Consider the following 26201-nt stretch of genomic DNA (forward strand, 5'->3'; position numbering starts at 1 on the left):
CTCAACGGTAGGTGAGCCGATGGTCGGAAACCTCCTACCTGGGGAGGAGTCCGTAGACGCGTCGCGCGTTCGTCTCGAACAGGGCGGACCGAGCGTCGGCATCGAATTGCGCCGCCGCCGCTCGGTATCCGTCGTACAGCCGGTCGAACTCGCCGTACATGCGGTCAACCGGGAAGTTGCTCGCGAACATCGCCCGCCGCGGACCGAAGACCTCCAGGCACCGAAGCACCCAGGGTCGCTGGACCGCCCCGTCCAGGGTGTGCAGCGCCATGCCGAGCCCCGAGATCTTGCACTGCACGTTCGCGCGCTCACCGAGCAGACCGAGCGCGGCCGACCAGTCATCGAAATCCGCTGCGGCAATGGGCCATCCGGCGTGCTCGAGCACCACGACCAGATCCTCGTGGCCGCGCAGCGCCTCGGACCAGCCCGGCATGGAGCGAGGATGGGCGACGAGGTCGAACACCAGCGAGTGCCGCCGCAGGTAGTCGAGCAGCGGCACGGTCACCTCGGAATCCGGGCGGAGCCCACGCAGCACCCGGATCCCACGGAAGAGCGGGTTGCGTCGTTGCGCGTCGAGCTCGGCCCGGATCGAGGGCCAGCCGGCGGCGGGGTCGACTGTGCCGATCGCCGCGGCGGGCCAACCGTCCGCGCGCGCGAGCTCCCCGATCCACTCCAGTTCGTCGAGATGTGTTCCGGTTCGGCTGACGGCCGAGACATGTACGATCGCGCGGATCTCATAGCCGGCGGAGTCGATGAGATAATCGGCCGCGGTGTAGTCGTGTGCCAATCGGCGCAGGTCACCGAGTGTCGAGGGCCTCGCGTCGCCCCGCTCCTGCATCAGCGGATACCACGGCCGTCTCGACGGCAGCCAGTGATGCACATGCGGGTCCACGATCGCGATGGCCTGGTTGTCCGCCATATCCCCAGCCTGGCCCGCGGGGGTGTCGACGATCAAGCGGGGTCACCGCGGACCGGGAGACCGGGCGGGTGACCGTGATCACTCTGATGAAATTCTCGACTTCCTATCTTACTCCGGAGTAAGATAACGGGTGTCCACGACCGAACACCGAGAAACTGGTGATCATGAGTAAGCAAGACAGCGTTGTGAGAGCAAACGGCGCCAAGCGTGAGCCCCGCGACACCTCCGCCGTAGGCCTGAACCCGGTGAAGCGGGACGCGATGGGAGCAGCCATGCGCGTGCTCACCAAGATCACCGGCTCGGAGCTCGCCGAGAAGTACAACCTCCGCCAGACCATCGACCGGGTCACCTACGAGGGCACCAAGACCGGCTTCAAGACGCTCGGAGCGGCGACCCGGACGTTCACGAAGGTCTCGGGCGGCGGCCAGCCGAAGCGCCTGCCCACGGCCGAGGCCAAGAACGCCGACTACTTCGACATCACCCCGAACGACGAGCAGAAGATGATCGTCGAGACGGTCCGCGATTTCGCGGGCGAGATCCTGCGCCCCGCCGCGCACGACGCGGACGCGGCCGCCGCCTCGCCCGCCGACCTGGTCGCGCGCGCCGCGGAGCTCGGCATCACCCTCATCAACGTGCCCGAGGAGCTCGACGGCGCGGCCAGCGAGCGCGGCGCGGTCACCAACTCCCTCGTCGCCGAGGCGCTCGCGCACGGCGACATGGGCCTGGCCTTGCCGATCCTCGCGCCCAGCGGCGTCGCGGTCGCCCTGACCCAGTGGGGCACCGACAGCCAGCAGCAGACCTACCTCCCGGCCTTCACCGGCGAGAAGGTGCCGAACGCGGCAGTTGTGGTCAACGAGCCCCGTGCGCTGTTCGACCCGTTCGCGTTGCAGACCAAGGCGGTTCGCTCGCCCAGCGGCTACAAGCTCAACGGCGTCAAGTCCTTCGTGCCCGCCGCCGCGGACTCCGAGCTGTTCCTCGTCGCGGCCGAGCTGGACGGAAAGCAGGCCTTCTTCATCGTCGAGTCCGACGCCAAGGGGCTAGTCGTGGAGGCGGACCCCAGCATGGGGCTGCGCGCCGCCGGCCTCGGCCGGCTGATCCTCACCGACGTCTCGGTGCCCGAGTCCGCGATCCTCGGCGACGGTGACGCCGCCCAGCGTGCCAACGACTACGCCAACGCCATCCGCCTGGCCCGCCTCGGCTGGGCCTCGATGGCGGTCGGCACCAGCCAGGCCGTTCTGGACTACGTGATCCCCTACGTCAACGAGCGCGAGGCGTTCGGCGAGCCGATCAGCCATCGCCAGGCGGTGGCCTTCATGGTCGCCAACATCGCCATCGAGCTCGACGGCCTGCGACTGGTCACCCTCCGCGGCGCCTCCCGCGCCGAGCAGGGTCTGTCCTTCGCGCGCGAGTCGGCGCTGGCCCGCAAGCTCGCCTCGGAGAAGGGCATGCAGATCGGCCTCGACGGTGTGCAGCTGCTCGGCGGCCACGGCTTCACCAAGGAGCACCCGGTCGAGCGCTGGTACCGCGACCTGCGAGCCATCGGCGTTGCCGAGGGCATCGTCCTCATCTGACGCCGCTGCTGCTGTCCACTAGGAGACTTTGATGATCAACCTCGAACTTCCCAAGAAGCTCAAAGCCTCTGCGAACCAGGCACACCAGGTCGCAGCGGAGATCTTCCGGCCCATTTCGCGCAAGTACGATCTGGCCGAGCACGAATACCCCGTTGAACTCGACACCATGGCGGCCATGATCGAGGGCCTCAACGACTCCGGCGGTGACGTCGGTGGCGCCGCCGGTGGCCGGTCGGAGGCCTCCACCGAGCTGCTCGGCAACTCCAACGGCGGCAACATGGCCGCGCTGCTGAACGCGCTCGAGACCTCGTGGGGCGATGTCGGCCTGATGCTCTCGATTCCCTACCAGGGACTCGGCAACGCGGCGATCGCCGCGGTGTCGACCGATGAGCAGCTCGAGCGCTTCGGCAAGGTCTGGGCCTCGATGGCCATCACCGAGCCCAGCTTCGGCTCCGACTCCGCAGCCGTCACCACCACCGCCATCCTCGACGGCGACGAATGGGTTCTCAACGGCGAGAAGATCTTCGTCACCGCGGGCGAGCGCTCCACCCACGTCGTGGTGTGGGCCTCGGTCGACAAGTCGAAGGGCCGCGCCGCGATCAAGTCGTTCGTGGTGCCGCGGGACGCCCCTGGCCTGTCCGTCGCGCGTCTCGAGCACAAGCTCGGCATCAAGGCGTCGGACACCGCCGTGCTGCTGCTGCAGGACTGCCGGATCCCCAAGGACAACATCCTCGGCAGCCCCGAGGTGAACGTGGAGCAGGGCTTCGCGGGCGTCATGCAGACCTTCGACAACACCCGCCCGCTGGTGGCCGCCATGGCCGTCGGCGTCGGCCGGGCCGCACTCGAGGAACTGCGCGGCATCCTGGCCGAGGCGGGTGTCGAGGTCTCGTACGACACCCCCGCCTACAACCAGCACGCAGCGGCCGCCGAGTTCCTCCGCCTCGAGGCGGACTGGGAGGCGTCCTACCTGCTGTCACTGCGGGCAGCGTGGATGGCCGACAACAAGAAGCCGAACTCGCTCGAGGCGTCGATGTCCAAGGCGAAGGCGGGACGCACCGGCACCGACGTGACGCTCAAGGCCGTCGAGCTGGCAGGCAGCCTGGGATACTCGCAGCACACGCTCCTGGAGAAGTGGGGCCGTGACTCGAAGATCCTCGACATCTTCGAGGGAACCCAGCAGATCCAGCAGCTGATCGTGGCGCGGCGCGTGCTCGGAAAGTCGTCCGCCGAGCTCAAGTAGTCTGCACTGCAAGCATTTTCACGCCCAATCCGCCCCCGTCGCATTCGTAGCGGCGGGGGCGGATTCGTCGTCCCGGGCCTCCGAGTCGCCACCGGTCGGGTTGATGTCATACCCCAGTCTGATGACAGGGCAAGTCCGCAACAGCAACCATGTCCGTCCAGACACGAATTACCCCACTCAGTGGGGCAGACGGGAGAGGGAAATCGCCATGTCGGACATCACCACGTTCGGATTTGTCGGGATCATCGCCTGCGCAGCCATTCTCGGTTACGCAGTGGCACAAGCCTTCGCGTCGAGATCGGGCCGCAGATACTGGGCCGTCAGCGGCGCAGTGATCGGACTTGGGATGCTCGCGTTGACGGCATTTGTCGCGAACCCCGGCGAGGTGAAGCCGGACGGCGTGCTTTACGAGCCATTCTTCGTGTTCGGGCCTCTCGGGTACCTGCTGATGCTCACTGGAGCCGGAGCGGTCGTGGTTCGGTTGGTTCGCCGGCTCACCCACCGCATGCCGGCCGCCGACTAGACCTCACATGCCGCGACCAAGGCCGGCGCTGGGGGGGCGGATTCGCTCCTGAACGAGTTCAATGTCGATCAAACAACGGACGCCCACTAGGCAATCTCGCACTGCCAAAGTGATTGATTAACAACCATTTCCGCGCGATTACCCCCGGGAATCCGGATAATCGAATAGGGCATGATTCGACTACGTGACGCGTTCATCGAATGGTGCCCGACTGGCGCTGGGGATCAACGTCCCCGGCGACTTCGACTCGCCACGCCCCGCAGAGCAATGCATCTGGGTGGAACGCGCGCTGTGCCGCACCGAGAACCCCGATCAGATGTTCGTTCGCGGCGCCGCCCAGCGTGAGGCGGCCGCGTTGTGCCGGCGGTGCCCCGTCATCGTTCAGTGCGGCATCGAGGCACTCGACAACGCCATCGAATACGGCGTGTGGGGCGGGATGACAGAGCGTCAGCGGCGGGCCTTGCTCAAGCGTCACCCCAACGTCGAGTCGTGGGCCGATCTGATGGAGATCGACTCCACCGGCCCTACGTGACGAGCGCGATGCCGACGCTCGGGCGGCCGGACCCAGAAGGTGTCCGGGGCGACCGCCCCCACCCCCACGAACTTCGTCGTGGAGCGAACTCGGCACGTTGATGTCGTGAGTCTGGGTCGTCAGCCCCTGCGGAGCGGCGATGTCACCGCAGCGGCACCGGCCGCGAAAGCCGTGACCGGTGCATCCCCTCAGTTGAAAACCAGAAACCTACCAATCTGTCGGTTTTGCACCCGGGTTCCGTCACAGCGCCGCCTTCACAGCTCCCTCGCGCCGTTCGAAACCAGTCACCGGGCGACCCGCCCCGCACTAGGCTGAGGACCATCCACTCACCGGATCGATTCTGGGCTCAGGGGGCAATTCCAATGCCGGGTGTTCTGACGAAGACGATCGATACGCTCGGGGCGGCGCGGGTGATGGTGCGCGCGGGTCTCGTCCCGTTCCCCCGGGTCGACCGGGGCATCGCGGCCATCCTCGCGGTCCGCAAGTACGGCCCCTTCGCCGGGCCGATCCACGCGCACGCCGAGGCTGGACTCGACGCGGTCGCGATCATCGACGAACGCGGGCAACTGACCTACGCCCAACTCGAGCAGCAGTCCAACGCCCTGGTGCGGGCATGGGAGGCGAACGGCATCGCTCCGGGGTCGGTCATGGGCGCCATGTGCCGCAACCATCGCGGCCTGGTCCTCACGATGCTCGCCGCCGCGAAGCTGGGCGCCAAGCTGGTCCTGATGAACACCGGCTTCGCTCCCCCGCAGCTGGTGGATGTCGCTGCCCGCGAACAGGTTCGGTCGTTCGTGTATGACGAGGAGTTCGCCGACGTCGCCGCGGCCCTACCCTCGGACGTGCGGCTCTTCCTGTCCTGGGGCGAGGACACCGGGCAAGGGGCCCGCACGCTCGACGATCTCATCTCCGGTCAGCCCACCAGCGCCGTCCCCCATCCGGCCACGCACGGCAGCTTCGTGCTGCTCACCAGCGGCACCACCGGAACCCCGAAGGGCGCACCGCGCGAGCGCACCTCGCCGCTGGCATCCGCCCAGTTCCTCGACCGGGTGCCGCTGCGTCCCGGCCAGACCATGGTGATGGCGGCGCCCGCCTTCCACGGCACCGGCATGTCCCAGTTCGCGATCGCGCTTGCGCTCGGCCAGACGGTCGTCATGCAGCGCAAGTTCGACCCCGAGGGCAGCGTCCGCCTCGTCGCCGAGCAACGGGCCGACGTCCTCGTCGTGGTCCCGACCATGCTGCAGCGGATCATCGACCTCGGCCCCGAGATCCTGTCGAAGTACGACACCACCAACCTCAAGATCATCTTCGCCGCGGGGTCCGCCATCTCCCCCGATCTGAGCAGGCGCACCACGGGAGCCTTCGGACACGTGCTGCACAACCTGTACGGCTCGACCGAAGTCGCGGTCGCGACGGTCGCCACGCCTGCCGACCTCGCCGTGGCACCCGGCACTGCGGGCAGAGCGCCGGTGACCTGTCACGTCGAGCTCTACGACGACGCGGGGGTGCGGATCACCGAACCCGAGTCGGTCGGCCGGATCTTCGTCTCCAGTGGACTGAGCTTCAGCGGATACACCGACGGCCGCGACAAGGAGCGGATCAACGGGCTGCTCGCCACCGGCGACGTCGGGCATTTCGACAAGGACGGGCTGCTCTTCGTCGACGGCCGCGACGACGACATGATCGTCTCGGGAGGCGAGAACGTCTACCCCCTCGAGGTCGAGAACCTGCTCTACGAGCGCCCCGATGTGCTGGAGGTGGCGGTGATCGGCGTCGACGATGCCGAGTTCGGCCACCGGCTCAAGGCATTCGTGGTGCCGACCCCGGACTCCACACCCGACGATCAGGTGCTCAAGGCCTACGTGAAGGAGCACCTCGCCCGCTACAAGGTGCCCCGCGAAGTGGTCTTCCTCGAGGAGCTGCCCCGCAATGCCACCGGAAAGTTGCTCCGGCGGGTCCTGATCGAGATGGAAACCCCGAAGGACTAGCCGAGGAAGGCGCCGATGACGGTGCGGCCGACGGCCTCGATCTCTGCCAGCTGATCCGCATCGGGCGCGGTGCCCGCAGGCATGTGTTCGCGCAGCACGGGCAGCTCGGCAGCCGTGAGCTCGACATGGAACTGCAGGCCGTAGGCGTTGTCCCCGACCCGGAAGGCCTGGTGCGGATAGGACGCGCTGCCCGCGAGCAGCACAGCTCCCTCCGGCAGGTCGAAGGTGTCGCCGTGCCAATGCACCACCGGCATCTCGCCGACGAGACCGCCAAAGACCTTGTCCGACTTGGCAGCACCTGTGAGGGTGACCGTCCCGGCACCGAATTCCCCTGTGGGGCCCTCGAATACGTTGGCACCAAGGGCTGCTGCGAGGAGCTGGGCACCGAGGCACACCCCGATCACCGGGACGCCGAGATCGAGGCAGTCACGGATCAGCGCACGTTCGGCCGCCAGGTGGGGGTGGCCGGCGTCGTCGAGCGCATTCATCGGACCACCCATGACCACCAGTCCGGCGCACTCGGACACCTCCGGGAGGCTGTCTCCGTCGAAGGGCTCGCAGACCGAGTAGCCGATCCCCCGTGCGCTGAGCACGGTCCCGATCAGGGCCGGCCCCTCGAAGGCGACATGCTTGATGATCCACCAGGTTTGAGTCACCGGCCAAGACTGGCACAACAGTGACATCACCGAGAAACGACGAAAGCCCGGTCCGAAGACCGGGCTTTCGTTCATTGGTAGCGGGGACAGGATTTGAACCTGCGACCTCTGGGTTATGAGCCCAGCGAGCTACCGAGCTGCTCCACCCCGCGCTGCACTGATAACTCTACACGAGAATTGGGGCACTCCCGACCACAGCCGAATCCAACGGATCGGCGGCCCGATCCAGCGACTCCCAGGTCGACTCGTAGCGCCTGCGCGTCACCTCGTCCGCGTCCTGCAAGAGGGCATCCAGGAGCAACTTGGGTTCGCGTCGCCACGCCTCCACGACTCCCGCCACCTCCTTGTCGGAGAACACACCCGAGCGGGCTACTGCGGTGATCCACTCCTCGAACACACCACATCGGATCCGCTCGACAGCACCCCGATCGAAGCCGCCCTCGACGAAATCGTGAGAGAACATCGCGGCGACGTAGTCACCATGAACCAACTGTTCGGTCTTCATGGGGTGAGCACCTTCCCTGGTGTGGCTGGCGAGACGTTTCACAGCCTGCCGCCTACCGGCCCCGATGACGACGGGAGTACTACCCAGGTACATACCTGTTTTCGCATCGGGAACCCCGGAAACGACGAAAGCCCGGTCCGAGGACCGGGCTTTCGTTCTTTGGTAGCGGGGACAGGATTTGAACCTGCGACCTCTGGGTTATGAGCCCAGCGAGCTACCGAGCTGCTCCACCCCGCGATGCATTTACGAAGTTACACGAGCGGCGGAACAGAACACAAATCGCGTGCGGCGGGGCCGGAAACCACCCCCCAGCGAGCACGGAAACAGGTGACCCAAGGCACAAATGGGCCGTGATCCCAGCCACATAACGGGCGCGTAACGAACGCGCATCCTGTTGACAACGGCGCGTACTCACCTGCGGAAATGCTCGATCCGGCACGGATTTTCGGGTGCAGGCGACGTCCGGACGGTGGGATGACCGTGTCGAAAATGTTGCGTACGGTCGCCACCGGCCCGAAACAACCGGGCTTAAGCCGACCCGCCGCTGCTCACTCTGCCCCGCGGGATCGGAACCCCGAAACCTTCGAGGGGCAGGGACGCGGCGCCAGTGTTTGTGTGCCGGGCGAGAGGAACTCACTCCGCCCCAGGCCGGCCCGTTCGCAAGCGCGGAGAGGATTCACCCCGCATGACGACTCGCAAGATGACCACGCGTGCCCTCGGATGGGTTGCCGCCACCGGCGCACTCGTCGCAGTTCCCTTCGGCCTCGCCACCGGCACCGCCAGCGCCGCCTCCCACAACTGGGACGGCGTCGCACAGTGCGAGAGCGGCGGCAACTGGGGCACCAACACCGGCAACGGCTACTACGGCGGCCTGCAGTTCTCTCAGAGCACCTGGACCGCCAACGGCGGCAGCGGCTCGCCGCACGGCGCCTCCAAGTCCGAGCAGATCCGCGTCGCGGAGAACACCCTCGCCAGCCAGGGCCCCGGCGCCTGGCCGGTGTGCGGTCAGTACCTGACCACCGGGACCGAGGACGTTGCCCCGGAGCCGGCCCCCGCGCCCGCCCCCGCGCCCGCTCCGGTCGAGATCCCGGCCGTCCCCGCGGTCATCGCCCCGGCCCTGCCTGCCCTGGAGACCATCCCGGCGCCCGCCGCCGACCAGGTCAAGAAGGCGTCCGACGCCGCCGTCGCCCTGGCGAACCAGCACGGCTTCGGAGATCAGATCCAGCAGCTGATCGCCAACAACGGTGTGGCCCTCGCGAGCCTGACCCGCTGATCCAGCTCCACAGCAAAGGGGCCCTGCCATCCGGTCGGATGGCAGGGCCCCTTTGCTGTCGTGCGCTGTTACTTGGGTAGCCCCTGGTAGGCGTCGACCGCCTTCTGCAGCCGGTCGAGCGCCGCACCGTACGCCGCGAAGTCGCCGCTCTGCTGCGCCGTCTTGACCGCCCCGAGCGCTGCGTCGACTTCGGTCAGCGCGGCGTCGACGTTACCGCTCGGTGCCGGCGGCGGGACCGCGGTCGGCCCGCCCGGCGGCTGCGCCTGCTGCTCCCCATCCGTCGCAGGCGGCGCCCCACCCGGCGCAGTCGCCACAGAGGCCGCCCCCGAACCGAACACCTGATCCAGTGCCTCCGCCAGTGTCGGCGCATAGCCGACGCGGATGCCCTTCGTGTCGGTGAAGCTCACCAGCACCGCGGTGAGCTGCGGGAAGGCATTCGTCGAATTCCGTTGGGTGTACAAGGGTTCGACGTACAGGATGCCGCCCTCGGCGATCGGCAGCGTCAACAGATTGCCGTACTGGATCTTGTTCGACTGCTTGATCAGCGACAGCGCGCTGGCCACCGTCTGATTCGACGTCATCGCGGTCTGTGCCTGCTGCGGGCCCTGCGTCTGTGTCTCCGTCGGCAACTGCAGCACGGTGAACTTGCCGTAGTCCTTTGGATCCGACGCGACCGAGATATACGCGGCCAGCAACTCCCGGTTGTAGCCCTCCATCGGGCTCGTCAGCTTGAACTCGGGCTTTGCCGTCTCCTCGTTGCCGAGCAACACGTAATACGGCGGCTGGTTCTTGTCCGTCTCCACCGTGGGGTCGCTGGGCACCGACCAGAAGTTGTTGTTCGTGAAGAACTCGCTCGGGTCGTCCACGTGGTACTTGGCGAGCATCTCCCGCTGCACCTTGAACAGGTCCTCGGGGTACCGGAAATGCGCCCGCAGGTCGTCGGTGACCGCGCTGTTGGGCTGGACGGTGCCAGGGAACACACCCATCCAGGCCTTGAGAACGGGGTCCTGCTCGTCCACCTGGTACAAGGTCACCGTTCCGTCGTAGGCGTCGACGGTGGCCTTGACCGAGTTCCGGATGTACGAGACCTCCTTCTTCGGCAGCAGCCGTCCGGTGGCCTGGTCCACGCTGTCCTCGACCAGTCCGTCGAGCGAGGAGCGCTGCGCGTACGGGTAGTTGTCGAGCGTGGTGTAGGCGTCGACGATCCACTGCATCCGACCCTCGACCACCGCGGGGTAGATGGTGCCGTCGGTGGTCAGCCAGGGCGCGACCTGGTTCACCCGGTCACGAGGGTCGCGGTTGTAGATGATCTTCGAATCGTCGCCGATCGCACCGGAGAAGAGGATGTTGCGCTCGGTGTACTTGGCCGCGAATGCCAGCCGGTTCACCCAGTTACCGATCCCGACACCACCGGCGCCGGTGTAGGTGTACTTCGAGTCGTCCGTGTCGTACTCGCGAGGCTCGCCGCCCGCGGCACCGACGATGGCGTAGTCGGCGTCCGACTTGGCGATCACCTCGCCGTAGTAGATCCGCGGATTGTCCACCCGCAGAGCCGGATCCGACGGCTGCGTCTTGAGGTCGCTGACGCTGTAGATCGGGTAGCCGCCGGTGTTGTTCTGGCTGTCCCCCGAAACCTTGGTCACCTGGTTGGCAGGCGCGGCGACGAAACCGTTGCCGTGCGTGTACACGGTGTGCTTGTTGATCCAGTCGGTCTGGTTGCCGCTCAGGCTGGCGGGTGAGAGCTCGCGGGCCGCCACCACGAAGTCGCGCAGCTGACCGTTCATCTCGTACCGGTCGATGTTGAGCGCCTTCGGGAAGGCATAGAAGTTCTTCAACTGTTGCTGCGCGGTGAAGGTCGGCGACAGGATGTTCGGGTCGAGCAGCCGGGTGTTCGCGATGGTCGTCACGTCCGCGGGCACGTCCTGCGGCTGCTTCGTCGCGACGCCGGTGTAGTCGACGTATTCGACGGTGTCGTCGGTGATCCCGTACGCCTGCCTGGTCGCCTGGATGTTGCGCTCGATATACGGACTCTCCTTCTGCGCGGCGTTCGGCTTCACCGAGAACTGCTCGACCACCAACGGGTAGACGGCGCCGATCAGGATCGACGAGAGCACCAGCAGCGCGGCGGCCATCGCGGGGATCCGGATGTCACGCAGGAAGATCGCGGCGAAAAAGGCGAGCGCACAGACGATCGCGATCGCCATCAGGATCAGCTTGGCGGGCATCACCGCGTTGGTGTCGGTGAAACCGGCGCCGGTGAAGGTGGGCTCCTTGCGGCTGCTCGAGAGCAGCGAGTACCGGTCCAGCCAGTAGGCGACTGCCTTGAGCAGCACGAAAGTGCCCGCCAGCAACGCGAGCTGGACGGTCGCCGCCTTGGTCAGCGCGCCATCCCGGCCGCTCAGCCGCAGCCCGCCGAAGATGTAGTGCGTCACCAGGTTCGCGAAGAAGGCGATGATGACCGCGACGAACAGCCAGTTCAGCACGAGCCGGTAGAACGGCAGATCGAAGGAGTAGAAGCCGATGTCGAGGCCGAACTGGGGGTCCTTGATACCGAACGACTCACCGTTGAGGAACAGCTGAACCGTCACCCAGTTCGACTGCGCGACCAGGCCGGCGAGCAGTCCCATCGCGACCGGGATGCCGATGCCGAAGGGCTTCAGCCGTCCCATCACCGTGGTCCGATACCGGGCGATCGGGTCGTTGGGCCCGGCGACCGGCACGAACACCGGACGCGAGCGGTAGGCCAGCAGCAACGCGAGGAACACCGCCCCACCGACCAGCAACGCGACCGCCAGGAACAGCAGGAGCCTGGTGACGAGCACCGTGGTGAAGACGGTCCGGAATCCGACCTCGCCGAACCACAACCAATTGGTATAGGTGTCGATCAGCCGGGGACCGATCAACAACAGTGCCGCGGCTACGAGCGCCAGTACCAGCAGCACTCGACTTCGACGGGACAACGACGGTAAGCCGGTGGGGGGCCGCATGCCCACGGTCCACTCTCCAGTGATTCGGGCGGCGCACAGGCGCCGCGGTGGTTGTGACCACTCTACGTGTGGGTGGGAGGATGGGACCGTGAGCGATAGCAATGGCGTGTACTACGGCCACCCGGCCGACTTCTCCGTCGACGCACTCCCCCGGTGCATCCGCGAGGTGTCGGACTTCGTCGACGCGGGCGGATGGGGTCAACCGCCGGTGATGTTCGCCCTCGTCCCCACCGCGGTCCTGGCCGCCGCGGAGCCCGACCTCATCGATCAGCTCGAGGACGGCGCCGAGCTGACGCCGGTCGAGCAGGAGCCGTTCCCGGAGGACATCGGTGGCGGCACCCCCGCGCTCGACGAGTTCCTGTCCACCACCAGCTGGCCCGCGGAGGTCGTCGGGTGCGCCCTGGTACAGGAGATCGTGGTGTTGCCGCCGACGGCCGAGTCCGATCTCGACAGCGCGGTGGCGCCGGTGGTGACCGACGAGCACGCCGCCGACGAGATCGCCCGCGCCACCGCGAACGCCCACCCCGAACGCCGCGAGGCACGGCTCATCGCCGCGGTGCTGCGGGACGGCCCGTCCGTCTGCGTGCTCCAGCTCAAGCCGGAGGACGACGACCTCGACGCGGAACCCGAGCTGCTCACCTACGAGGACCTCGCGCCGAACCTGGTGAACGCGCTGTACGCGACGTTCGACGCGCCCGACGACTAGCAGGCGGGCGCGTCGCCGCCGGAGTTCAGCGATTCGAGCGCGGACACCGCGCCGTCGAGGTTGTCAACCTTCACCAGCCGCAGACCCTCGGGTACCCGCTGACGGGCCTCGTCGCAGTTCTTCGACGGCACCAGGAAGGTGGTCGCCCCGGCCTCGCGGGCGGCGAGCAGCTTGTACGGGATGCCGCCGATCGGGCCGACCTCTCCGTCGGAGTCGATGGTGCCGGTGCCCGCTACGAACCCGCCGCCACTCAGTTCACCGGGCGAGAGCTTGTCGATCACCGCGAGGGTGAACATCAGTCCCGCCGACGGCCCGCCCACCTCGGCCAGGTTGAAGTCGACCGTGAACGGGACCTCGGGCTTCTCCTGCGGGGTGATCCCCAGGTAGCCGTGGTCCGTGGCTCCCGGCCGCGCGCCGAGCGTCACCGGCACGGTCATCTCCTGGCCGTCGCGACGCAGCAGCACGCTGACCTCGCTGCCGGGTTCGAGCTCGGCGACCGCCCGCTGTACCTCACCGACGGTCTGGACCTGCGTGCCGTTGATGGCGAGCAACTGGTCGCCCGGCCGCAGCGCGTCCTTGGCCGGTCCGTCCTCGGCGACGTCGACCACCTCGAGCGCGACGGGCAGGTCCAGGTAGTGCAGCGCGGCGAGCTCCGCGGAATCCTCCGACTGCGCGAAGTCCGCCTCGTTCTCCTGCTTGACCTCGTCCTTGCTCTTGTCCGGCGGGTACACCTCGGAGCGCGGTACCAGGCCGTAGCGCCCGCTGATCCAGTTCCCGAAGGCCTCGAAGATGTTGAGTCCGTCACGGACCGAGACGGTGGTCATGTTCAGGTTGCCCGTCGTCGGATCGATCTCGGTCCCCTCGATCTCGACCACGGGCTTGCCCTCGGCCTCGCCGAGGGTGTTGAAGGTGGGTCCGGGTCCGAGGGCCACGAACGGCACGGTCACCGCGGTCCCGAGAGTGAAGAGCGCCACCACCGGCACCAGCGCAGCGGCAAGGGTCACCATCCGTCGATTCACCCGGCCCAGCGTAGAGGGCGGCCCGGCTTGTTCGCGCTGAGCGTCATCTCCGCCGCCACCAACCCCCACGATGCCTTGTACCGTTGAGCCATGAGCAATCCGCCGTTTGGTTTCTCGAATTCCGACGACGATCCCGACCGTGACAAGAGTCGGGACGGCGAGGGTTCGCCCGGTCCGGGCGGGACCCCGTTCGGCTTCACCCCCGAGGGCTTCGACCCCACTCAGCTCGGCCAGATGCTCACGCAGTTCGGGCAGATGCTCAGCGGCATGGGTGGCGCGATGGGCACCGGCGGTAGCGGCCCCGTCAACTACGACCTCGCCAAGAAGCTCGCCCTCCAGCAGCTCGGCTCCGTTGCCCCGATCTCGAGCGGCACCGGCACCGCGGTCGCCGACGCCGCCCACCTCGCGGAGGTGTGGCTGGACGGCGCCACCACCCTGCCCGCAGGCGCGACCAAGGCGGTCGCCTGGACGGCAGCCGACTGGCTCGAAAACACCCTCGACACCTGGAAGCGCCTGTGCGACCCGGTGGCCGAACAGATCTCGGGCATGTGGGCGACCGGTCTCCCCGAGGAGGCCAAGCAGATGGCGGGCCCGATGATGGGCATGCTCGGACAGATGGGCGGGTTGGCGTTCGGCTCTCAGCTGGGCCAGGCGCTCGGCCAGCTCTCCTCCGAGGTGCTGACCTCCACCGACGTCGGGCTCCCACTCGGCCCCAGTGGGGTCGCGGCGCTGCTCCCGACGGCGATCGAGAAGTTCAGCGAGGGACTGGAGCAGCCCGATCGCGAGATCCTGGTGTTCCTCGCCGCACGCGAGGCGGCGCACCACCGCCTGTACGTCCACGTGCCGTGGCTCCGGCAGCGGCTGCTGGCCACCGTCGAGGAATACGCGCGCGGCATCCGGATGGACTTCTCCGCGATCGAGGAGGCCGCCCAGGGCATCGACCCGAGCGCGCTGACCGATCCGTCGAAGATCGAGGAGATCCTCCAGCAGGGCGCCTTCGAACCGCAGACGACGCCCGAGCAGAAGCAGGCCCTCGAACGCCTCGAGACGATGCTCGCCCTCATCGAGGGCTGGGTGGAGACCGTCGTGTCCGAGGCGCTCGGTGACCGGCTGCCCGGGGTGGCCGCGCTGTCCGAGACGCTCCGCCGTCGCCGCGCCACCGGCGGTCCCGCGGAGCAGACGTTCGCCACCCTCGTCGGTCTGGAACTACGGCCCCGCAAGGTCCGCGAGGCGTCACGCCTGTGGCACCTGCTCACCGAGAGCGCCGGGATCGAGGGCCGGGACGGGGTGTGGGCGCACCCCGATCTGCTGCCGGACTCCTCCGATCTGGACAGCCCCGCCGGATTCGTCGACCGTGTGGTCGGCGGCGGCACCAGCGCCTTCGACGACCCGATCGCGCAGCTCGAGGCGACCGAGGCCCGCGAGCGCGAGCAGGGCGGGGACACCGACCGCCCGACGGAGTAGCCGGCCGGACGAAAACCCAGGCCATCGGCGCCGCGCCCCTGTGGATAACCGGGTGCGCGGCGCTCGTCTGCGGCGCCGCACCTGCAAGGGTCGGGACATGACACCGGCCTCGGCACTGAGCGCGGGCCCGCGGCTCGACCCGCGGATCCCGATCCTGGTTCGGCCCAGCGGCACCGTCCAATTGGGCTGGGACCCCGAGCGCGCCCTGCTGCTCACCGTGCCGACCGGGGTCGCCCCGCCTACGGTGGCCGCGCTGCTGCGGCTGCTCGACGGCCAGCACAGTCGCGACGAGATCCTCAGGCGGGCACGGGAGATCGGGCTGACCGCCGCCGACATCGAGACCCTGCTGGCCGAGTTGGCCGGGGCCGCGCTGTTGATGCCCGCGACGCCTGCACCCCGCTGCGTCACTGCCGTGCACGTGCACGGCCGGGGGCCGCTCTCCGACGGCATCGCGGGCTCTCTCGCCGATGGCAGGGTGCGGCTGACCAGATCGGTACCGTTCGGCGGCACCGGGGCCCCGCGCATCGACCGGGCGGCCCTCGTGGTCCTGGCCGACGAACTGGTTCCCGATCCGGGGTTCGTGGCCGGGCTCGTCGAGGCGCGGATGCCACACCTGCAGGTCCGGCTCCGCGACGGGGCCGGCATCGTGGGACCACTGGTGCTGCCCGGCCGCACCAGCTGCCTGCGCTGCGCCGACCTCACCAGGACCTCGCGCGACCACGAGTGGCCGCACCTGGCCGCGCAGCTGCTCGGCGCGGTCGGGCACGCGGACCCGGCGGCGATCCTGGCCACCACCGCGCTCGCGCTCGCGGAGCTGAACGTGCTGATCGCCGCGCAACCCGCGCGCTCACCCGCCTGCCTCGACACCACCCTGGAACTGAACCTGACGACGTATCGACTGGTCAGGAGGACGTGGCCGCGACATCCGGACTGCGGATGCCGCCGCCGTGCCGGACATGTGGGCGAACCGGCGAATCGTCAGCCATGATGGTGAGCGTGTCAGACATCCCCCGCAGCAGTTCCGCCCGCACCGCCAAACTGGCGAGCATTCCGCTCGGGATCGCGGGGCGCGCTGCGGTCGGGTTCGGCCGCAAGCTGGTCGGCGGCGACCGCGAGGAGATCGACGCCAAGCTGACCCAGCAGGCCGCCGAACAGTTGTTCACCGTGCTCGGCGAGCTCAAGGGCGGCGCGATGAAGCTCGGGCAGGCGCTGAGCGTGATGGAGGCCGCCGTCCCGGAGGAGTTCGCGGAGCCATACCGGGAGGCGCTGACGAAGTTGCAGGCGGAGGCGCCACCGTTGCCCGCCAAGAAGGTGCACCGGGTGCTCGGCGAGCAGCTCGGCAGCAAGTGGCGCGACCGGTTCGCATCCTTCGACGACGTTCCGACGGCCTCGGCGAGCATCGGGCAGGTGCACCGCGCCGTGTGGTCCGACGGCCGCGACGTCGCGGTGAAGGTGCAGTACCCGGGTGCGGACGAGGCCCTACGTGCCGACCTGCGCACGCTGTCCCGCTTCGCCGGGATGTTCAGCTCGGTGATCCCGGGTGCGGACGTCAAGCCTGTTCTCGAGGAGCTCACCGCCCGCACCGAGGACGAGCTGGACTACCGCATCGAGGCGAACAACCAACGAGCCTTCGCCTCCGAGTTCGCCGGCGACCCCAAGTTCGCGATCCCGAAGGTGGTCGCGAGTTCGCCGAAGGTGGTGATCACCGAATGGATGTCGGCGACACCGCTGTCGACGATCATCGCAGGCGGCACCGCCGAGCAGCGCAACAGCGCGGGCGCCCTGCTCGCCGAGTTCCACTTCGCCTCGCCCGCCCGGGTGGGACTGCTGCACAGCGATCCTCACCCCGGCAATTTCATGATGCTCGAGGACGGCAGGCTCGGCATCATCGACTACGGCGCCTGCGCGCCGATGCCAGGCGGGCTGCCCCCTGTGCTCGGCAGGATGGTGCGGCTCGCGCTCGAGGAACGGTTCGACGAACTGACGGAACTACTGCGCGCCAACGGATTCGTGCTGCCCGGCCGCAAGGTCACCGATCAGGAGATCGCCGACTATCTCCGTCCGTTCACCGACCCCATCCACACCGAGTCCTTCCACTTCACCAGGGCCTGGCTGCAGAAGGCGGCCGGGACCGCGACGGACTTCTCGTCCGCACAGTTCCGGACCGCACGGGCACTGAACATGCCCGCCGAGTACGTGATGATCTTCCGGGTGCTGCTCGGCTCGGTCGGCATCTGCGCGCAGCTCGACGCCTACGCGCCGTACATGGAGATCCTCACGAAATGGCTGCCCGGCTTCACCGAGGACGTGCTGGAAACGGAGTAGCCGCCCGACGGCCGGTCGCTGTCACCCTGCACCGGCCCGCGTCCGCATCCGATCCACCGCTGGCGCGACCCACGTGCGCAGGTAGCTCCGCAATTCGGCACCGCTGCGGGGCGGCCGGCCGGGGTCGATGACGAACGACTGCGCGATGCGGAGCATGTGCTCGACCAGTTCGTCGAGATCGGCGCCGTTCAGACCTGCCTCCGCCCAGTCGACGGCGAACCGGTCGAGGATCGACCGGCCGAACGTCAGCGCTGCGTCGGATGTGACTCCCGCCGACAGGGCGCTGGCTCGCCCGGGCGCGAGCACCATGTTCAGGTACTTCTCCTCCGGTATCTGTTCCAGCGTGTAGGCAATGCTCTCGACGACGGCATCCGCGGGGTCACGGATCCCGCCGAGGTGTGCGGCGAGGAAGTCCAGGAAAGGACCGGCCTGGGCGATCGCGGTGGCGCCGAGCAGTGCCTCGGCAGTCGGGAAGTACCGGTAGACAGTCTGTCGGGTGACCCCGAGTTCGCGGGCGACTTCGGTGATGCTGACGTCGCCGCCGGACCGGTCGAGTGCCTTGCGGGCGGCAGCGAGAATGCGGGCGATCGCCTCGTCGTCGTCGGCCGGTGCCGCGCCCGACCAGCCGTGTGTCCGCATCGGCCCTTCTTCCTCCCGCTCGCGATTGTCGGTCGAACCCTACCCGCGCGCGGGCGCCAGGAGCCGGCCCGAGCACCCGCACACCAATCCGAAGCAAAATTAGACCGTACAAGTGGACGTCATTGTATGGTCAAGACGCGGCCGACCCGACTGGAGGCCGTCCTCGACCCGGAAAAGGACCAGACGATGACCATGCAGCCCGAAACCCGTCGACCGGGACTCACGGCCGACCTCACCCGCCGCGCACTGCGGCACGTCCTCGACGGCACGACCGATATGGCCGTGTCACCACTGCGCGTACCGATGCACTACTACCGAGACCCGAAGACCACCGAGTTCGAAGAGGCACAGCTCCTGCGACGCACCCCGCTCGCGATCGTGCCCAGCGCCCAGGTGGGACGGCCCAACGACTACGTAGTGCGGAGCGTCCTCGGCGACTCACTCCTGGTCACCCGTGACAGCGGCGGAACCGCGCACGTGTTCCTCAACTACTGCCGACACCGCGGCGCGATGCCGGCCTGCGGCTCCGGCAATGCCGCTCGCTTCACCTGCCCCTATCACGCGTGGACGTACAAGAACACCGGAAATCTGGTCGGCATGCCCGGCAAGGAGGGCTTTACCGGCATGGACCGTGCCGACTACGGACTGGTGGAACTGCCGAACCAGGAGCGCCACGGATTCATCTGGGCGGTATTGACGGCAGACGAATCCATCGACGTGGACGCACATCTCGGCGACTTGGGCCCGGAACTGGCACAGTTCGACTACGCCTCCTACGGCTACCACGACGAGCGGGAGTTCGAGTCGGACGTGAGCTGGAAGGGTGCGCTCGAGGCCTTCGCCGAGAGCTACCACTTCCCGTTCGTCCACTCCGAGAGCGTGATCGGCCAGAACACAGTCGCGAACACCTCGATCCACGATGCGTTCGGCCGCCACCATCGAATGGGCTTCCCGTTCAACTGGATCCGCGACCTGGACACCAACCCGCAGGGAATGTGGGACCCGGCAATGAACTTGGGCGTGGTCTATTGGATCTATCCCAACCTGATTCTCGCGAACAGCCCGGTCGGTGTCGAGGTACTCGAGATGCTCCCGGCCGGGTCCCCGACACGATGCGCAGTCCGCCACAGCTGGATGGCGCGCATCCCCGCCACCACCGATGAACAGCGAGACCTGTACGACACCGTCTTCGCGCAGGTTCACGGCGCCGTCCGCGACGAGGACTTCGCAATGCTGCCACAGTGCGGCGAGGGGGTGCGCCGGAGCCAGCACGACCACATGATCATCGGTCGCAACGAGATCGGCGTCCAGCACATGATCAAGACCTTCGCCGCCGAACTCGGCGTGGCGATCGACTGAGACGACCCACTGTTGGACGACACAGGCCCGTCCCGACGCTCCTGCTCGAGCATCAGGGCCGCAAGTCCGGCACCGTTTGCCGCACCCCGTTGCTCTACATCGGGAACGGGCCGGACATCGTTGTTGTCGCGTCGCAGGGTGGGTTGCCGAAACATCGGGTCTCCCGGGCGACGGCGTGGACCGACTGCCTACACTGGGCGCTCGTGCGGATCGCGACCTTCAACGTCAACGGCATCCGGGCCGCGCAGCGGCGGGGATTCGAGCAGTGGCTGCGCGAGCGCGACCCCGATGTGGTGGCCGTGCAGGAGATGCGGTCCCGCGCGGCCACCATCCCGTCCGGGGTGTTCGGCCCCTATCACCTCGCCTACGACGAGGGCGTGCTGGCAGGCCGCAACGGCGTCGCGGTCCTGACCCGGCACGTACCCGCAGCGGTGCGGACGTGGAGCGGCACCGCAATGCTGCGCGCGCCCGGCGAAACCCACACCCACACAGTTGAACTCGACCCGGTCCCGCTGGCGCGCGGCCTGCGCGAGTTCGCCGACCAGGGGCGGTACATCGAGGTCGACCTCGCCGACGCTCCGATCACCGTCGCGTCGCTGTACCTGCCGAAGGGCGGCCTCCCCGCCCATCTGCAGAAGCCCGGACGAATGCGGGAGGCCCCGGACGGCGGCGCCCGTTACGAGCGCAAGATGCGCTTCCTGGACGGGTTCGCGCGACAGCTGACGCGCTCGCGCCGCGACGCCAGGGCACGCGGACGAGAACTGCTGCTCATGGGCGATCTCAACATCGCGCACACCCGACACGATGTGCGGAACTGGCGGCGCAGCAACCAGGTCGAGGGCTACCTCCCCGAGGAACGCGAGTGGTTCGGTTCGATCCTGTCCCCCCGCACCCTCGTCGACGTCGTCCGAGATCGGTGCCCGGACACCGACGGGCCGTACTCGTGGTGGTCGTGGCTGGGGCAGTCGTTCGCCGACGACACCGGTTGGCGCATCGACTACCACCTCGCGACCCCCCGGCTCGCCCGGGCGGCCGTCGCGGCGGGCACCGACCGTGAACCCGCCGCGGACCTCCGGATGAGCGATCACGCCCCGGTCGTCGTCGACTACGAACTCTGAGTCCGCCGCCCTGCCGCCCGTCAGGCGCAGACGGCCACCTTCCTCGGGCGACCGCGGGGACGCTTGCGCGCGATGACGACACCCTGATCGAGGATCTCGCCACCCCACACGCCCCACGGTTCGGCGCGGTCCAGAGCCGCGCTGAGGCAGCGGGCACGGACCGGGCACTGTGCGCACAGTGTCTTCGCCTGCTCGAGCTCGGCGGGGGTCTCACCGAACCAGAGATCGGGATTGTCGGCTCGGCACGGCAGTTCGCGTCGCGCGGGTGCGATCACGGTCGGCTCGCTGATGGCGGTCACGGTCCGGAAATCGTCTCGGCATGTCGCGGTAGACACGTCGTTCTCCTTAAAGCTCTGCGATGGATTCAGGTCGTGGTGCGAACCGAAAGCCGGGCTTTGGAGCAACGAGCTCAAAAACAAAGGCCACGGTCCGCTGGTGCGTCCGTGGCCAAGAGGAAGGAGTTCCTACCGAATGGTGATTCGGCTTCTACTCCGGGGCACGGACGAAAGCGCTGCTGCGTGTGCGCGATGGCGGACGACGCGCTTCGGCGCCACCGCCCACGTAGCTGCGGGCAGGTGAACGGCGCCTGCGACACGAGTGGTCGCCGCGTACGCGTTCGCGCTGCGGTTCCAATCGATCATCTGCCGTTCACCTCCCTTTTCGTTCGTGCCGTCCCGCCGGTACCGGGGCACCTGCGGGCTTGTCGCGACGGCAAGCCGGAGCTCACTGCGTCGGAGACCAGGGTATGCGGTCACCTCGGAACCGCACAACCTATTTTTGACCTGGGGTTATCCCGATTCATCTGCGCTCACGGGCACTTCACCCCGCACCACCGCGAGCACGTCGGCACCGAAGCGCTCGAGCTTCTTCGCGCCGATGCCCGGGATCGACACCAGTCCGCGGTCGTCCTGCGGCTGTTGTTCCGCAATCGCGGTCAGCGTGTTGTCGCTGAACACCACGTAGGCGGGCACCTTGAGCTCCTTCGACTTCGCGGAACGCCACGCCTTGAGCGCGTCGAAAAGCGCGAGGTCCAGATTCGACGGGCAGTCCTCGCACCGGCCGAGCATCGTCGCGTTGGTCCCGAGGAGTTGCTTGCCGCACACCCGGCACCGCGGGCGCTTCTTCTGGGGCGCGGGCTCCGCGATCCGGGACGCGGGCGAGTCCTCGGGAATGAGACCGTGCAGGAACCGAGACCGACGCCTGGACTTTCGGCCGCCCGCGTTGCGGGCCAGGGCCCAGGACAGCTGCAGGTGCTCGCGCGCCCGCGTGACCCCGACGTAGAGCAGCCGGCGTTCCTCCTCGACGGCCGCCTCGTCGTCGGGTGACTTGCTGTCACCGAGCGCGTGGGCGATCGGCAGGGTGCCGTCCGCGAGCCCGACCAGGAACACCGCGTCCCATTCGAGCCCCTTCGCCGCGTGCAGCGAGGCGAGCGTGACGCCCTGCACCGTCGGTGGGTGCCGGGCCTCCGCACGGGCGGCCAGATCCTTGAGCAGGCCGTCGAGGTCGAGTTCCGGCTCGTGCACCAGAAGGTCCTCGGTGAGCGCGACGAGCGCACCGAGCGAGGCCCAGCGCTCTCGGGCCTGGGCGCCGACGGGTTCGGAGTCCGTCAGCCCCAGCGGTACCAGGATCGCGCGGACCAACGTGATCAGTTCCTTGCCGCTGCCCGCCTCCGGCGGCAGGTCGTCGCGGCCGGCGGCCTGCCGGAGCGCGGACACGGCCTGGCGCACCTCTGGCCTGGTGAAGAAGCCCTCGCCCCCGCGCACCTGGAACGGTATGTCCAGCTCGGTCAGCGCCTGCTCGTGTGCCTCGGACTGCGCGTTGATGCGGTAGAGCACCGCGATCTCCGCGGCCGGGGTTCCGCCCGCGATGAGCTTCTGGATCGCCTTCGCGACTCCCGCGGCCTCGGCGGGCTCGTCGTCGAACTCGACGAACTCCGGCGCCGGACCCGGGGGGCGCTGCCCGATCAGCTTGAGCCGGGTGCCCGCGATCCGGCCGCGCGCGGCGCCGATGACCTGATTAGCCAGCGACACGACTTCCGGCGTCGAGCGGTAGTCACGCTCGAGGCGGACCACCGCAGCGTCGGGGAAGCGCCGGGAGAAGTCCAGCAGGTACCGCGGCGTGGCACCGGTGAACGAGTAGATGGTCTGGTTCGCATCCCCGACGACGGTGAGGTCGTCGCGCTCGCCCAGCCAGGCGTCGAGCACCCGCTGCTGCAGCGGCGTCACGTCCTGGTACTCGTCCACCACGAAGCAGCGATACCGGTCGCGGAACTCCTCGGCGACCGTGGAGTGCTCCTCCAGCGCGGCGGCGGTGTGCAGGAGGAGGTCGTCGAAGTCGAGGAGCATCGCGCCGTCGCGGACCTTGAGCGCCTCGTAGGCCGCGTAGACGTCGGACACCTTCGCCGCGTCCGCGGGCGGTTCCCGTCGCGTCCGCGCGGCCGCCGCCGGATAGTCCTCCGGCGCGATCAGCGATGCCTTCGACCACTCGATCTCGCCCGCCAGGTCGCGGACGGATTCGGTGCTGGTGGACAGGCCGACCCGGTTGGCCGCCTGCGCGACGATCGCGAACTTGCGGTCGAGCAGGTCCCACTGGGTGTCGCCGACGACCTGAGGCCAGAAGTAGCGGAGCTGACGCAACGCAGCGGCGTGGAAGGTGCGGGCCTGCACCTGGTTGGCGCCGTCGCCGATGCCAAGGGTGCGCAGCCGCGCCCGCATCTCGCCCGCGGCCCGCGCCGTGAACGTCACCGCGAGTACCTGTCCGGCGGAGACGTGCCCACCCGCGACTAGGTGCGCGATCCGGCGGGTGATCGTCCTGGTCTTGCCCGTACCCGCGCCTGCCAGCACGCATACCGGCCCTCGTGGCGCGAGCACCGCGGCCGACTGCTGGGGGTCCAGGCCCGTATCGTCCGCTGACATGGCGTCCATCATGGCAGGGCGCACCGACAGCGCCGCATCGAGTCGTCCGGATCACAACCGGCGTGGAACAGAGCCGACGGCCGTGGTGTTATATCCGCCGTGACCGCTACAGAGACCGCCACCGACCTGACCATCTACTCCACCACCTGGTGCGGGTACTGCCGACGCCTCAAGAAGCAGCTCGACGAGTCCGGCATCACCTATGTCGAGATCGACATCGAGGACGATCCGGCGTCCGCCGACTTCGTCGGCAGCGTCAACGGCGGCAACCACGTGGTCCCGACCGTGAAGTACGCCGACGGCAGCACGGCAACCAATCCGACGCTGGTTCAGGTCAAGCAGACGCTCGGCCGCTAGCTAGGCCTTGGCCCACGCCTCGAGCATCCCGCGGGCGATCGACACGGACCCCGGCACCAGGAGCCGGGCGTCCGTGTCCGCGGACCAGTCCCCCACCTCCAGGGCGGCCAGGACCTCGTCCCGGCCGAACCAGTGCGCCTCGGCGATCTCGCCGTCGGCGAACGTGATCGGGGCGTCGGGATCGCCCACTGCGGAGAACCCGATCATCACCGACCTCGGGAACGGCCACGGCTGACTGCCCAGGTACCGGACGTCGCTGACCACCAGCCCGACCTCTTCGGCGATCTCCCTCATCACGCAGGCCTCCAGCGACTCGCCCGCCTCGACGAACCCGGCGAGGACCGAGAAGCGCCGCTCGGGCCAGTTCCCGTTCCGCGCCAGCAACACCCGGTCGGCGCCGTCGTGGACCAGGCAGATCACCGCGGGATCTGTGCGCGGGAACTCCTCGTGACCGGTACTGGTGCTGTGCCGCGACCAGCCGGAGATCGTCGGCGTCGTCGCGGCCCCGTCGACGGGGCTGAACCCGGCGCTGTCGTGCCAGTTCAGGATGGCGATGGCCGTCGTCAGCAGACCGGCGCTGGTATCTGCCAACCGGTCCCCGACGAACCTGAGGTCACCCAGCTCGCCGGTCAGCGCGGCCACCCGGATCGCCCACAGGTGCCTGCCGTCGCGGCGGCCGAGAAAGACCGCGCCGGAGACCGGTTCGGGCCCGAGTTCGGTCGAGGGGTCGAGGACCAGCTCGGAGCCGTCCAGCCGGACCTGACCGCGGTGGTTGACCCGGAGCACCAACGAGTCGGCCCAACCGGCGCGCAAAGCCTCACTGTCCGAGCGCAATTCCTCGGCTCGGTCCAGCGCCGACCGCGACAGCATCGGCACGTCGGTCATTTCGAAGTTGGCCACGACCCCAACCCTAGGTGTCGCGGCTAATTGCTCACGCGGCGGATATAGAGCAGGCGGTCGTTCTCCTCGACGGCGTCGACCTCGGGGCTGCCGACCCGGACCAGGCGGCCCTCGCGCACCACCCCGAGCACGATGTCGGACAGGTGCCGCGGCGAGCCGCCGATCTCGTCGCGTTCGACCTCGCGCTCGGCAATCGCGAACCCGGCCTCGGGGGTGAGCAGGTCCTCGACCATCTCGACGACGGTCGGGGTGGTCCTGGCGATGCCGAGCAGTCGTCCGGCGGTCTCCGAGGAGACGACCACCGAGTCCGCGCCGGACTGACGCAGCAGGTGCGCGTTGTCCGTCTCCCGGATGGAGGCGACGATCTTCGCCTTCGGGGCGAGTTCTCGGGCGGTGAGGGTGACAAGGACCGCGGTGTCGTCGCGATTGGTCGCGACGATGATCGCCGCCGCGTGCTGGGCGCCGGCCAGCCGCAGCACATCCGACTTCGTGGCCGACCCGTGTACGGTCACCAACCCGAGGCTGGCGGCGGACTCCAGCACCGCGGCGTCGGTGTCGACGACCACGATGTCGGAGGCCGAGACGCCGTCCCCGAGCATCGCTTCGACCGCGGTGCGGCCCTTGGTGCCGTATCCGACGACGACGGTGTGATTGCGCACGGCATGCCTCCAACGCTGGATCTTGAATGCCTGGCGGGAACGCTCCGTGAGTACCGAGAGCGTGGTGCCGACCAGGATGATGAGGAAGAGCACCCGCAGCGGCGTGATGACCACGACGTTCACGAATCGAGCGCTCGGGGTGATCGGGGTGATGTCACCGTAGCCGGTGGTCGAGAGCGAAACCGTCGCGTAGTAGAGGCAGTCCAGGAAGGACAGCTCGTTCTCCTGGGCGTCCCGATACCCGTCACGATCGAGGTAGATGACAATGACGGCGGCCATCAACACCACAACGGCCATCAGGACCCGCCGGTAGATCGCGCTCGCGGGACTGCGCATCACCTCGGGGATCCGCAGCACCCCCACCAACGCGAAGTCCGGCCGATCGGTCAGTGCCGCCTCCTGGTTGCGTAGCCGTGCACGCAATTTACCGGCCATGACGTGTTCTCCAGTTCGCTGACATCGGCTGGCAGCCTAACCCCCTATCCGGCACCTGAGCCGGACAACCACGCGCGGCGCGTCTGGCGCGCCCGGTTCCGGTGGGGCAGG

The 26201-nt window shown here is 68.4% G+C and carries 23 protein-coding genes, 2 tRNA genes and 1 pseudogene; 14 read left to right on the plus strand and 12 right to left on the minus strand.

Annotated features, from left to right (window positions below; translation table 11 throughout):
• Window positions 1-34: 34 nt before the first annotated feature.
• Window positions 35-919, minus strand: coding sequence for an amidohydrolase family protein (locus tag FCG67_RS01880; protein ID WP_136906600.1), 885 nt, complete (start codon window positions 917-919; stop codon window positions 35-37).
• A gap of 158 nt (window positions 920-1077) precedes the next feature.
• On the opposite strand from FCG67_RS01880, the gene FCG67_RS01885 reads away from it, so the two are divergent.
• The 5 genes from FCG67_RS01885 to FCG67_RS01905 all read left to right on the plus strand — a co-directional run bounded on the left by FCG67_RS01885 (window position 1078) and on the right by FCG67_RS01905 (window position 6773).
• Window positions 1078-2490 (plus strand): acyl-CoA dehydrogenase family protein, encoded by a 1413-nt coding sequence (locus tag FCG67_RS01885; protein WP_136906602.1) that lies wholly within the window; start codon window positions 1078-1080, stop codon window positions 2488-2490.
• Between the two features lie 31 nt (window positions 2491-2521).
• A complete protein-coding gene (locus FCG67_RS01890; protein ID WP_136906604.1) occupies window positions 2522-3730 on the plus strand; it encodes an acyl-CoA dehydrogenase family protein in 1209 nt (402 codons plus the stop codon).
• A gap of 208 nt (window positions 3731-3938) precedes the next feature.
• Window positions 3939-4253 (plus strand): DUF3955 domain-containing protein, encoded by a 315-nt coding sequence (locus FCG67_RS01895; protein WP_169310420.1) that lies wholly within the window; start codon window positions 3939-3941, stop codon window positions 4251-4253.
• Window positions 4254-4476: 223 nt separating this feature from the next.
• A complete protein-coding gene (locus FCG67_RS01900) occupies window positions 4477-4785 on the plus strand; it encodes a WhiB family transcriptional regulator (RefSeq protein ID WP_246044789.1) in 309 nt (102 codons plus the stop codon).
• Between the two features lie 362 nt (window positions 4786-5147).
• Window positions 5148-6773, plus strand: a complete 1626-nt coding sequence (locus FCG67_RS01905) for an acyl-CoA synthetase (protein WP_136906608.1) — start codon at window positions 5148-5150, stop codon at window positions 6771-6773.
• Here the strand turns inward: FCG67_RS01905 and FCG67_RS01910 are convergent.
• From FCG67_RS01910 to FCG67_RS01925, 4 genes are all read right to left on the minus strand, one after another.
• The gene (locus FCG67_RS01910) at window positions 6770-7429 is read right to left on the minus strand and encodes a type 1 glutamine amidotransferase (protein ID WP_136906610.1); all 660 of its coding nucleotides are present in this window, start codon (window positions 7427-7429) and stop codon (window positions 6770-6772) included. The genes FCG67_RS01905 and FCG67_RS01910 overlap by 4 nt on opposite strands.
• Before the next feature lie 75 nt (window positions 7430-7504).
• A tRNA-Met gene (locus FCG67_RS01915) sits at window positions 7505-7581 on the minus strand.
• A gap of 14 nt (window positions 7582-7595) precedes the next feature.
• Window positions 7596-7934, minus strand: coding sequence for a hypothetical protein (locus FCG67_RS01920; RefSeq protein ID WP_136906612.1), 339 nt, complete (start codon window positions 7932-7934; stop codon window positions 7596-7598).
• Window positions 7935-8094: 160 nt separating this feature from the next.
• Window positions 8095-8171 (minus strand) — tRNA-Met (locus FCG67_RS01925).
• Between the two features lie 448 nt (window positions 8172-8619).
• Here FCG67_RS01925 and FCG67_RS01930 point away from each other — a divergent pair.
• Window positions 8620-9207: a transglycosylase family protein gene (locus FCG67_RS01930; RefSeq protein ID WP_136906614.1), complete on the plus strand. Its 588-nt coding sequence runs from the start codon at window positions 8620-8622 to the stop codon at window positions 9205-9207.
• A gap of 68 nt (window positions 9208-9275) precedes the next feature.
• Here the strand turns inward: FCG67_RS01930 and FCG67_RS01935 are convergent, their stop codons facing one another.
• Window positions 9276-12200 (minus strand): UPF0182 family protein, encoded by a 2925-nt coding sequence (locus FCG67_RS01935; RefSeq protein ID WP_136906616.1) that lies wholly within the window; start codon window positions 12198-12200, stop codon window positions 9276-9278.
• Between the two features lie 82 nt (window positions 12201-12282).
• Between FCG67_RS01935 and FCG67_RS01940 the strand changes: the two genes are divergently transcribed.
• Window positions 12283-12900, plus strand: a complete 618-nt coding sequence (locus FCG67_RS01940; RefSeq protein WP_246044746.1) for a PPA1309 family protein — start codon at window positions 12283-12285, stop codon at window positions 12898-12900.
• Here the strand turns inward: FCG67_RS01940 and FCG67_RS01945 are convergent.
• Window positions 12897-13919, minus strand: coding sequence for a YlbL family protein (locus tag FCG67_RS01945; RefSeq protein WP_169310421.1), 1023 nt, complete (start codon window positions 13917-13919; stop codon window positions 12897-12899). The genes FCG67_RS01940 and FCG67_RS01945 overlap by 4 nt on opposite strands.
• 90 nt (window positions 13920-14009) lie before the next feature.
• Between FCG67_RS01945 and FCG67_RS01950 the strand changes: the two genes are divergently transcribed.
• From FCG67_RS01950 to FCG67_RS01960, 3 genes are all read left to right on the plus strand, one after another.
• Window positions 14010-15383, plus strand: coding sequence for a zinc-dependent metalloprotease (locus FCG67_RS01950; protein WP_136906618.1), 1374 nt, complete (start codon window positions 14010-14012; stop codon window positions 15381-15383).
• Between the two features lie 97 nt (window positions 15384-15480).
• Entirely contained in the window at window positions 15481-16371 is an 891-nt protein-coding gene (locus FCG67_RS01955; protein WP_136906620.1) for a hypothetical protein, read from the plus strand.
• The gene (locus FCG67_RS01960) at window positions 16368-17708 is read left to right on the plus strand and encodes an ABC1 kinase family protein (protein ID WP_136906622.1); all 1341 of its coding nucleotides are present in this window, start codon (window positions 16368-16370) and stop codon (window positions 17706-17708) included. Before FCG67_RS01955 ends, FCG67_RS01960 begins: the two co-directional genes overlap by 4 nt.
• A gap of 21 nt (window positions 17709-17729) precedes the next feature.
• On the opposite strand, the gene FCG67_RS01965 is transcribed toward FCG67_RS01960, so the two are convergent.
• Window positions 17730-18347 carry a TetR/AcrR family transcriptional regulator gene (locus FCG67_RS01965; RefSeq protein WP_136906624.1) on the minus strand — a complete coding sequence of 206 codons (618 nt, stop codon included), beginning with the start codon at window positions 18345-18347 and terminating at the stop codon, window positions 17730-17732.
• 186 nt (window positions 18348-18533) lie between these two features.
• Between FCG67_RS01965 and FCG67_RS01970 the strand changes: the two genes are divergently transcribed.
• The 3 genes and pseudogenes from FCG67_RS01970 (at window position 18534) to FCG67_RS01975 (ending at window position 20824) form a co-directional block, all read left to right on the plus strand.
• Complete coding sequence (locus FCG67_RS01970) at window positions 18534-19706, plus strand: aromatic ring-hydroxylating oxygenase subunit alpha (protein WP_425467789.1); 1173 nt, start codon at window positions 18534-18536, stop codon at window positions 19704-19706.
• A pseudogene (locus FCG67_RS25675) lies at window positions 19703-19801 on the plus strand (nitroreductase family deazaflavin-dependent oxidoreductase); the annotation flags it as partial. The gene FCG67_RS01970 and the pseudogene FCG67_RS25675, both read left to right, overlap by 4 nt.
• Before the next feature lie 108 nt (window positions 19802-19909).
• Window positions 19910-20824: an exodeoxyribonuclease III gene (locus FCG67_RS01975; protein WP_169310435.1), complete on the plus strand. Its 915-nt coding sequence runs from the start codon at window positions 19910-19912 to the stop codon at window positions 20822-20824.
• Window positions 20825-20844: 20 nt separating this feature from the next.
• On the opposite strand, the gene FCG67_RS01980 is transcribed toward FCG67_RS01975, so the two are convergent.
• Complete coding sequence (locus FCG67_RS01980; RefSeq protein WP_077041064.1) at window positions 20845-21123, minus strand: WhiB family transcriptional regulator; 279 nt, start codon at window positions 21121-21123, stop codon at window positions 20845-20847.
• Between the two features lie 489 nt (window positions 21124-21612).
• Window positions 21613-23751 (minus strand): ATP-dependent DNA helicase UvrD2, encoded by a 2139-nt coding sequence (locus FCG67_RS01985; RefSeq protein WP_136907158.1) that lies wholly within the window; start codon window positions 23749-23751, stop codon window positions 21613-21615.
• Window positions 23752-23838: 87 nt separating this feature from the next.
• Between FCG67_RS01985 and FCG67_RS01990 the strand changes: the two genes are divergently transcribed.
• On the plus strand, window positions 23839-24096 hold the full coding sequence (locus FCG67_RS01990; RefSeq protein ID WP_136906628.1) for a mycoredoxin: 258 nt from the start codon (window positions 23839-23841) through the stop codon (window positions 24094-24096).
• On the opposite strand, the gene nudC is transcribed toward FCG67_RS01990, so the two are convergent.
• Window positions 24097-24981, minus strand: coding sequence for an NAD(+) diphosphatase (nudC, locus tag FCG67_RS01995; protein ID WP_425467790.1), 885 nt, complete (start codon window positions 24979-24981; stop codon window positions 24097-24099). It abuts the gene before it with no gap.
• A gap of 38 nt (window positions 24982-25019) precedes the next feature.
• Window positions 25020-26090 carry a potassium channel family protein gene (locus FCG67_RS02000; RefSeq protein ID WP_136906632.1) on the minus strand — a complete coding sequence of 357 codons (1071 nt, stop codon included), beginning with the start codon at window positions 26088-26090 and terminating at the stop codon, window positions 25020-25022.
• Between the last annotated feature and the right edge of the window lie 111 nt (window positions 26091-26201).

The organism is Rhodococcus oryzae (assembly GCF_005049235.1).
Classification (GTDB): Bacteria; Actinomycetota; Actinomycetes; order Mycobacteriales; family Mycobacteriaceae; genus Rhodococcus_G; species Rhodococcus_G oryzae.

Coding starts and splice junctions, on each gene's coding strand:
- nudC (WP_425467790.1), bottom strand. CDS start 24,981: ATGACCGACGTGCCGATGCTGTCGCGGTCGGCGCTGGACCGAGCCGAG.
- FCG67_RS01895 (WP_169310420.1), top strand. CDS start 3,939: ATGTCGGACATCACCACGTTCGGATTTGTCGGGATCATCGCCTGCGCA.
- FCG67_RS01965 (WP_136906624.1), bottom strand. CDS start 18,347: ATGCGGACACACGGCTGGTCGGGCGCGGCACCGGCCGACGACGACGAG.
- FCG67_RS01970 (WP_425467789.1), top strand. CDS start 18,534: ATGACCATGCAGCCCGAAACCCGTCGACCGGGACTCACGGCCGACCTC.
- FCG67_RS01920 (WP_136906612.1), bottom strand. CDS start 7,934: ATGAAGACCGAACAGTTGGTTCATGGTGACTACGTCGCCGCGATGTTC.
- FCG67_RS02000 (WP_136906632.1), bottom strand. CDS start 26,090: ATGGCCGGTAAATTGCGTGCACGGCTACGCAACCAGGAGGCGGCACTG.
- FCG67_RS01955 (WP_136906620.1), top strand. CDS start 15,481: ATGACACCGGCCTCGGCACTGAGCGCGGGCCCGCGGCTCGACCCGCGG.
- FCG67_RS01930 (WP_136906614.1), top strand. CDS start 8,620: ATGACGACTCGCAAGATGACCACGCGTGCCCTCGGATGGGTTGCCGCC.
- FCG67_RS01950 (WP_136906618.1), top strand. CDS start 14,010: ATGAGCAATCCGCCGTTTGGTTTCTCGAATTCCGACGACGATCCCGAC.
- FCG67_RS01985 (WP_136907158.1), bottom strand. CDS start 23,751: ATGATGGACGCCATGTCAGCGGACGATACGGGCCTGGACCCCCAGCAG.
- FCG67_RS01880 (WP_136906600.1), bottom strand. CDS start 919: ATGGCGGACAACCAGGCCATCGCGATCGTGGACCCGCATGTGCATCAC.
- FCG67_RS01890 (WP_136906604.1), top strand. CDS start 2,522: ATGATCAACCTCGAACTTCCCAAGAAGCTCAAAGCCTCTGCGAACCAG.
- FCG67_RS01905 (WP_136906608.1), top strand. CDS start 5,148: ATGCCGGGTGTTCTGACGAAGACGATCGATACGCTCGGGGCGGCGCGG.
- FCG67_RS01960 (WP_136906622.1), top strand. CDS start 16,368: ATGATGGTGAGCGTGTCAGACATCCCCCGCAGCAGTTCCGCCCGCACC.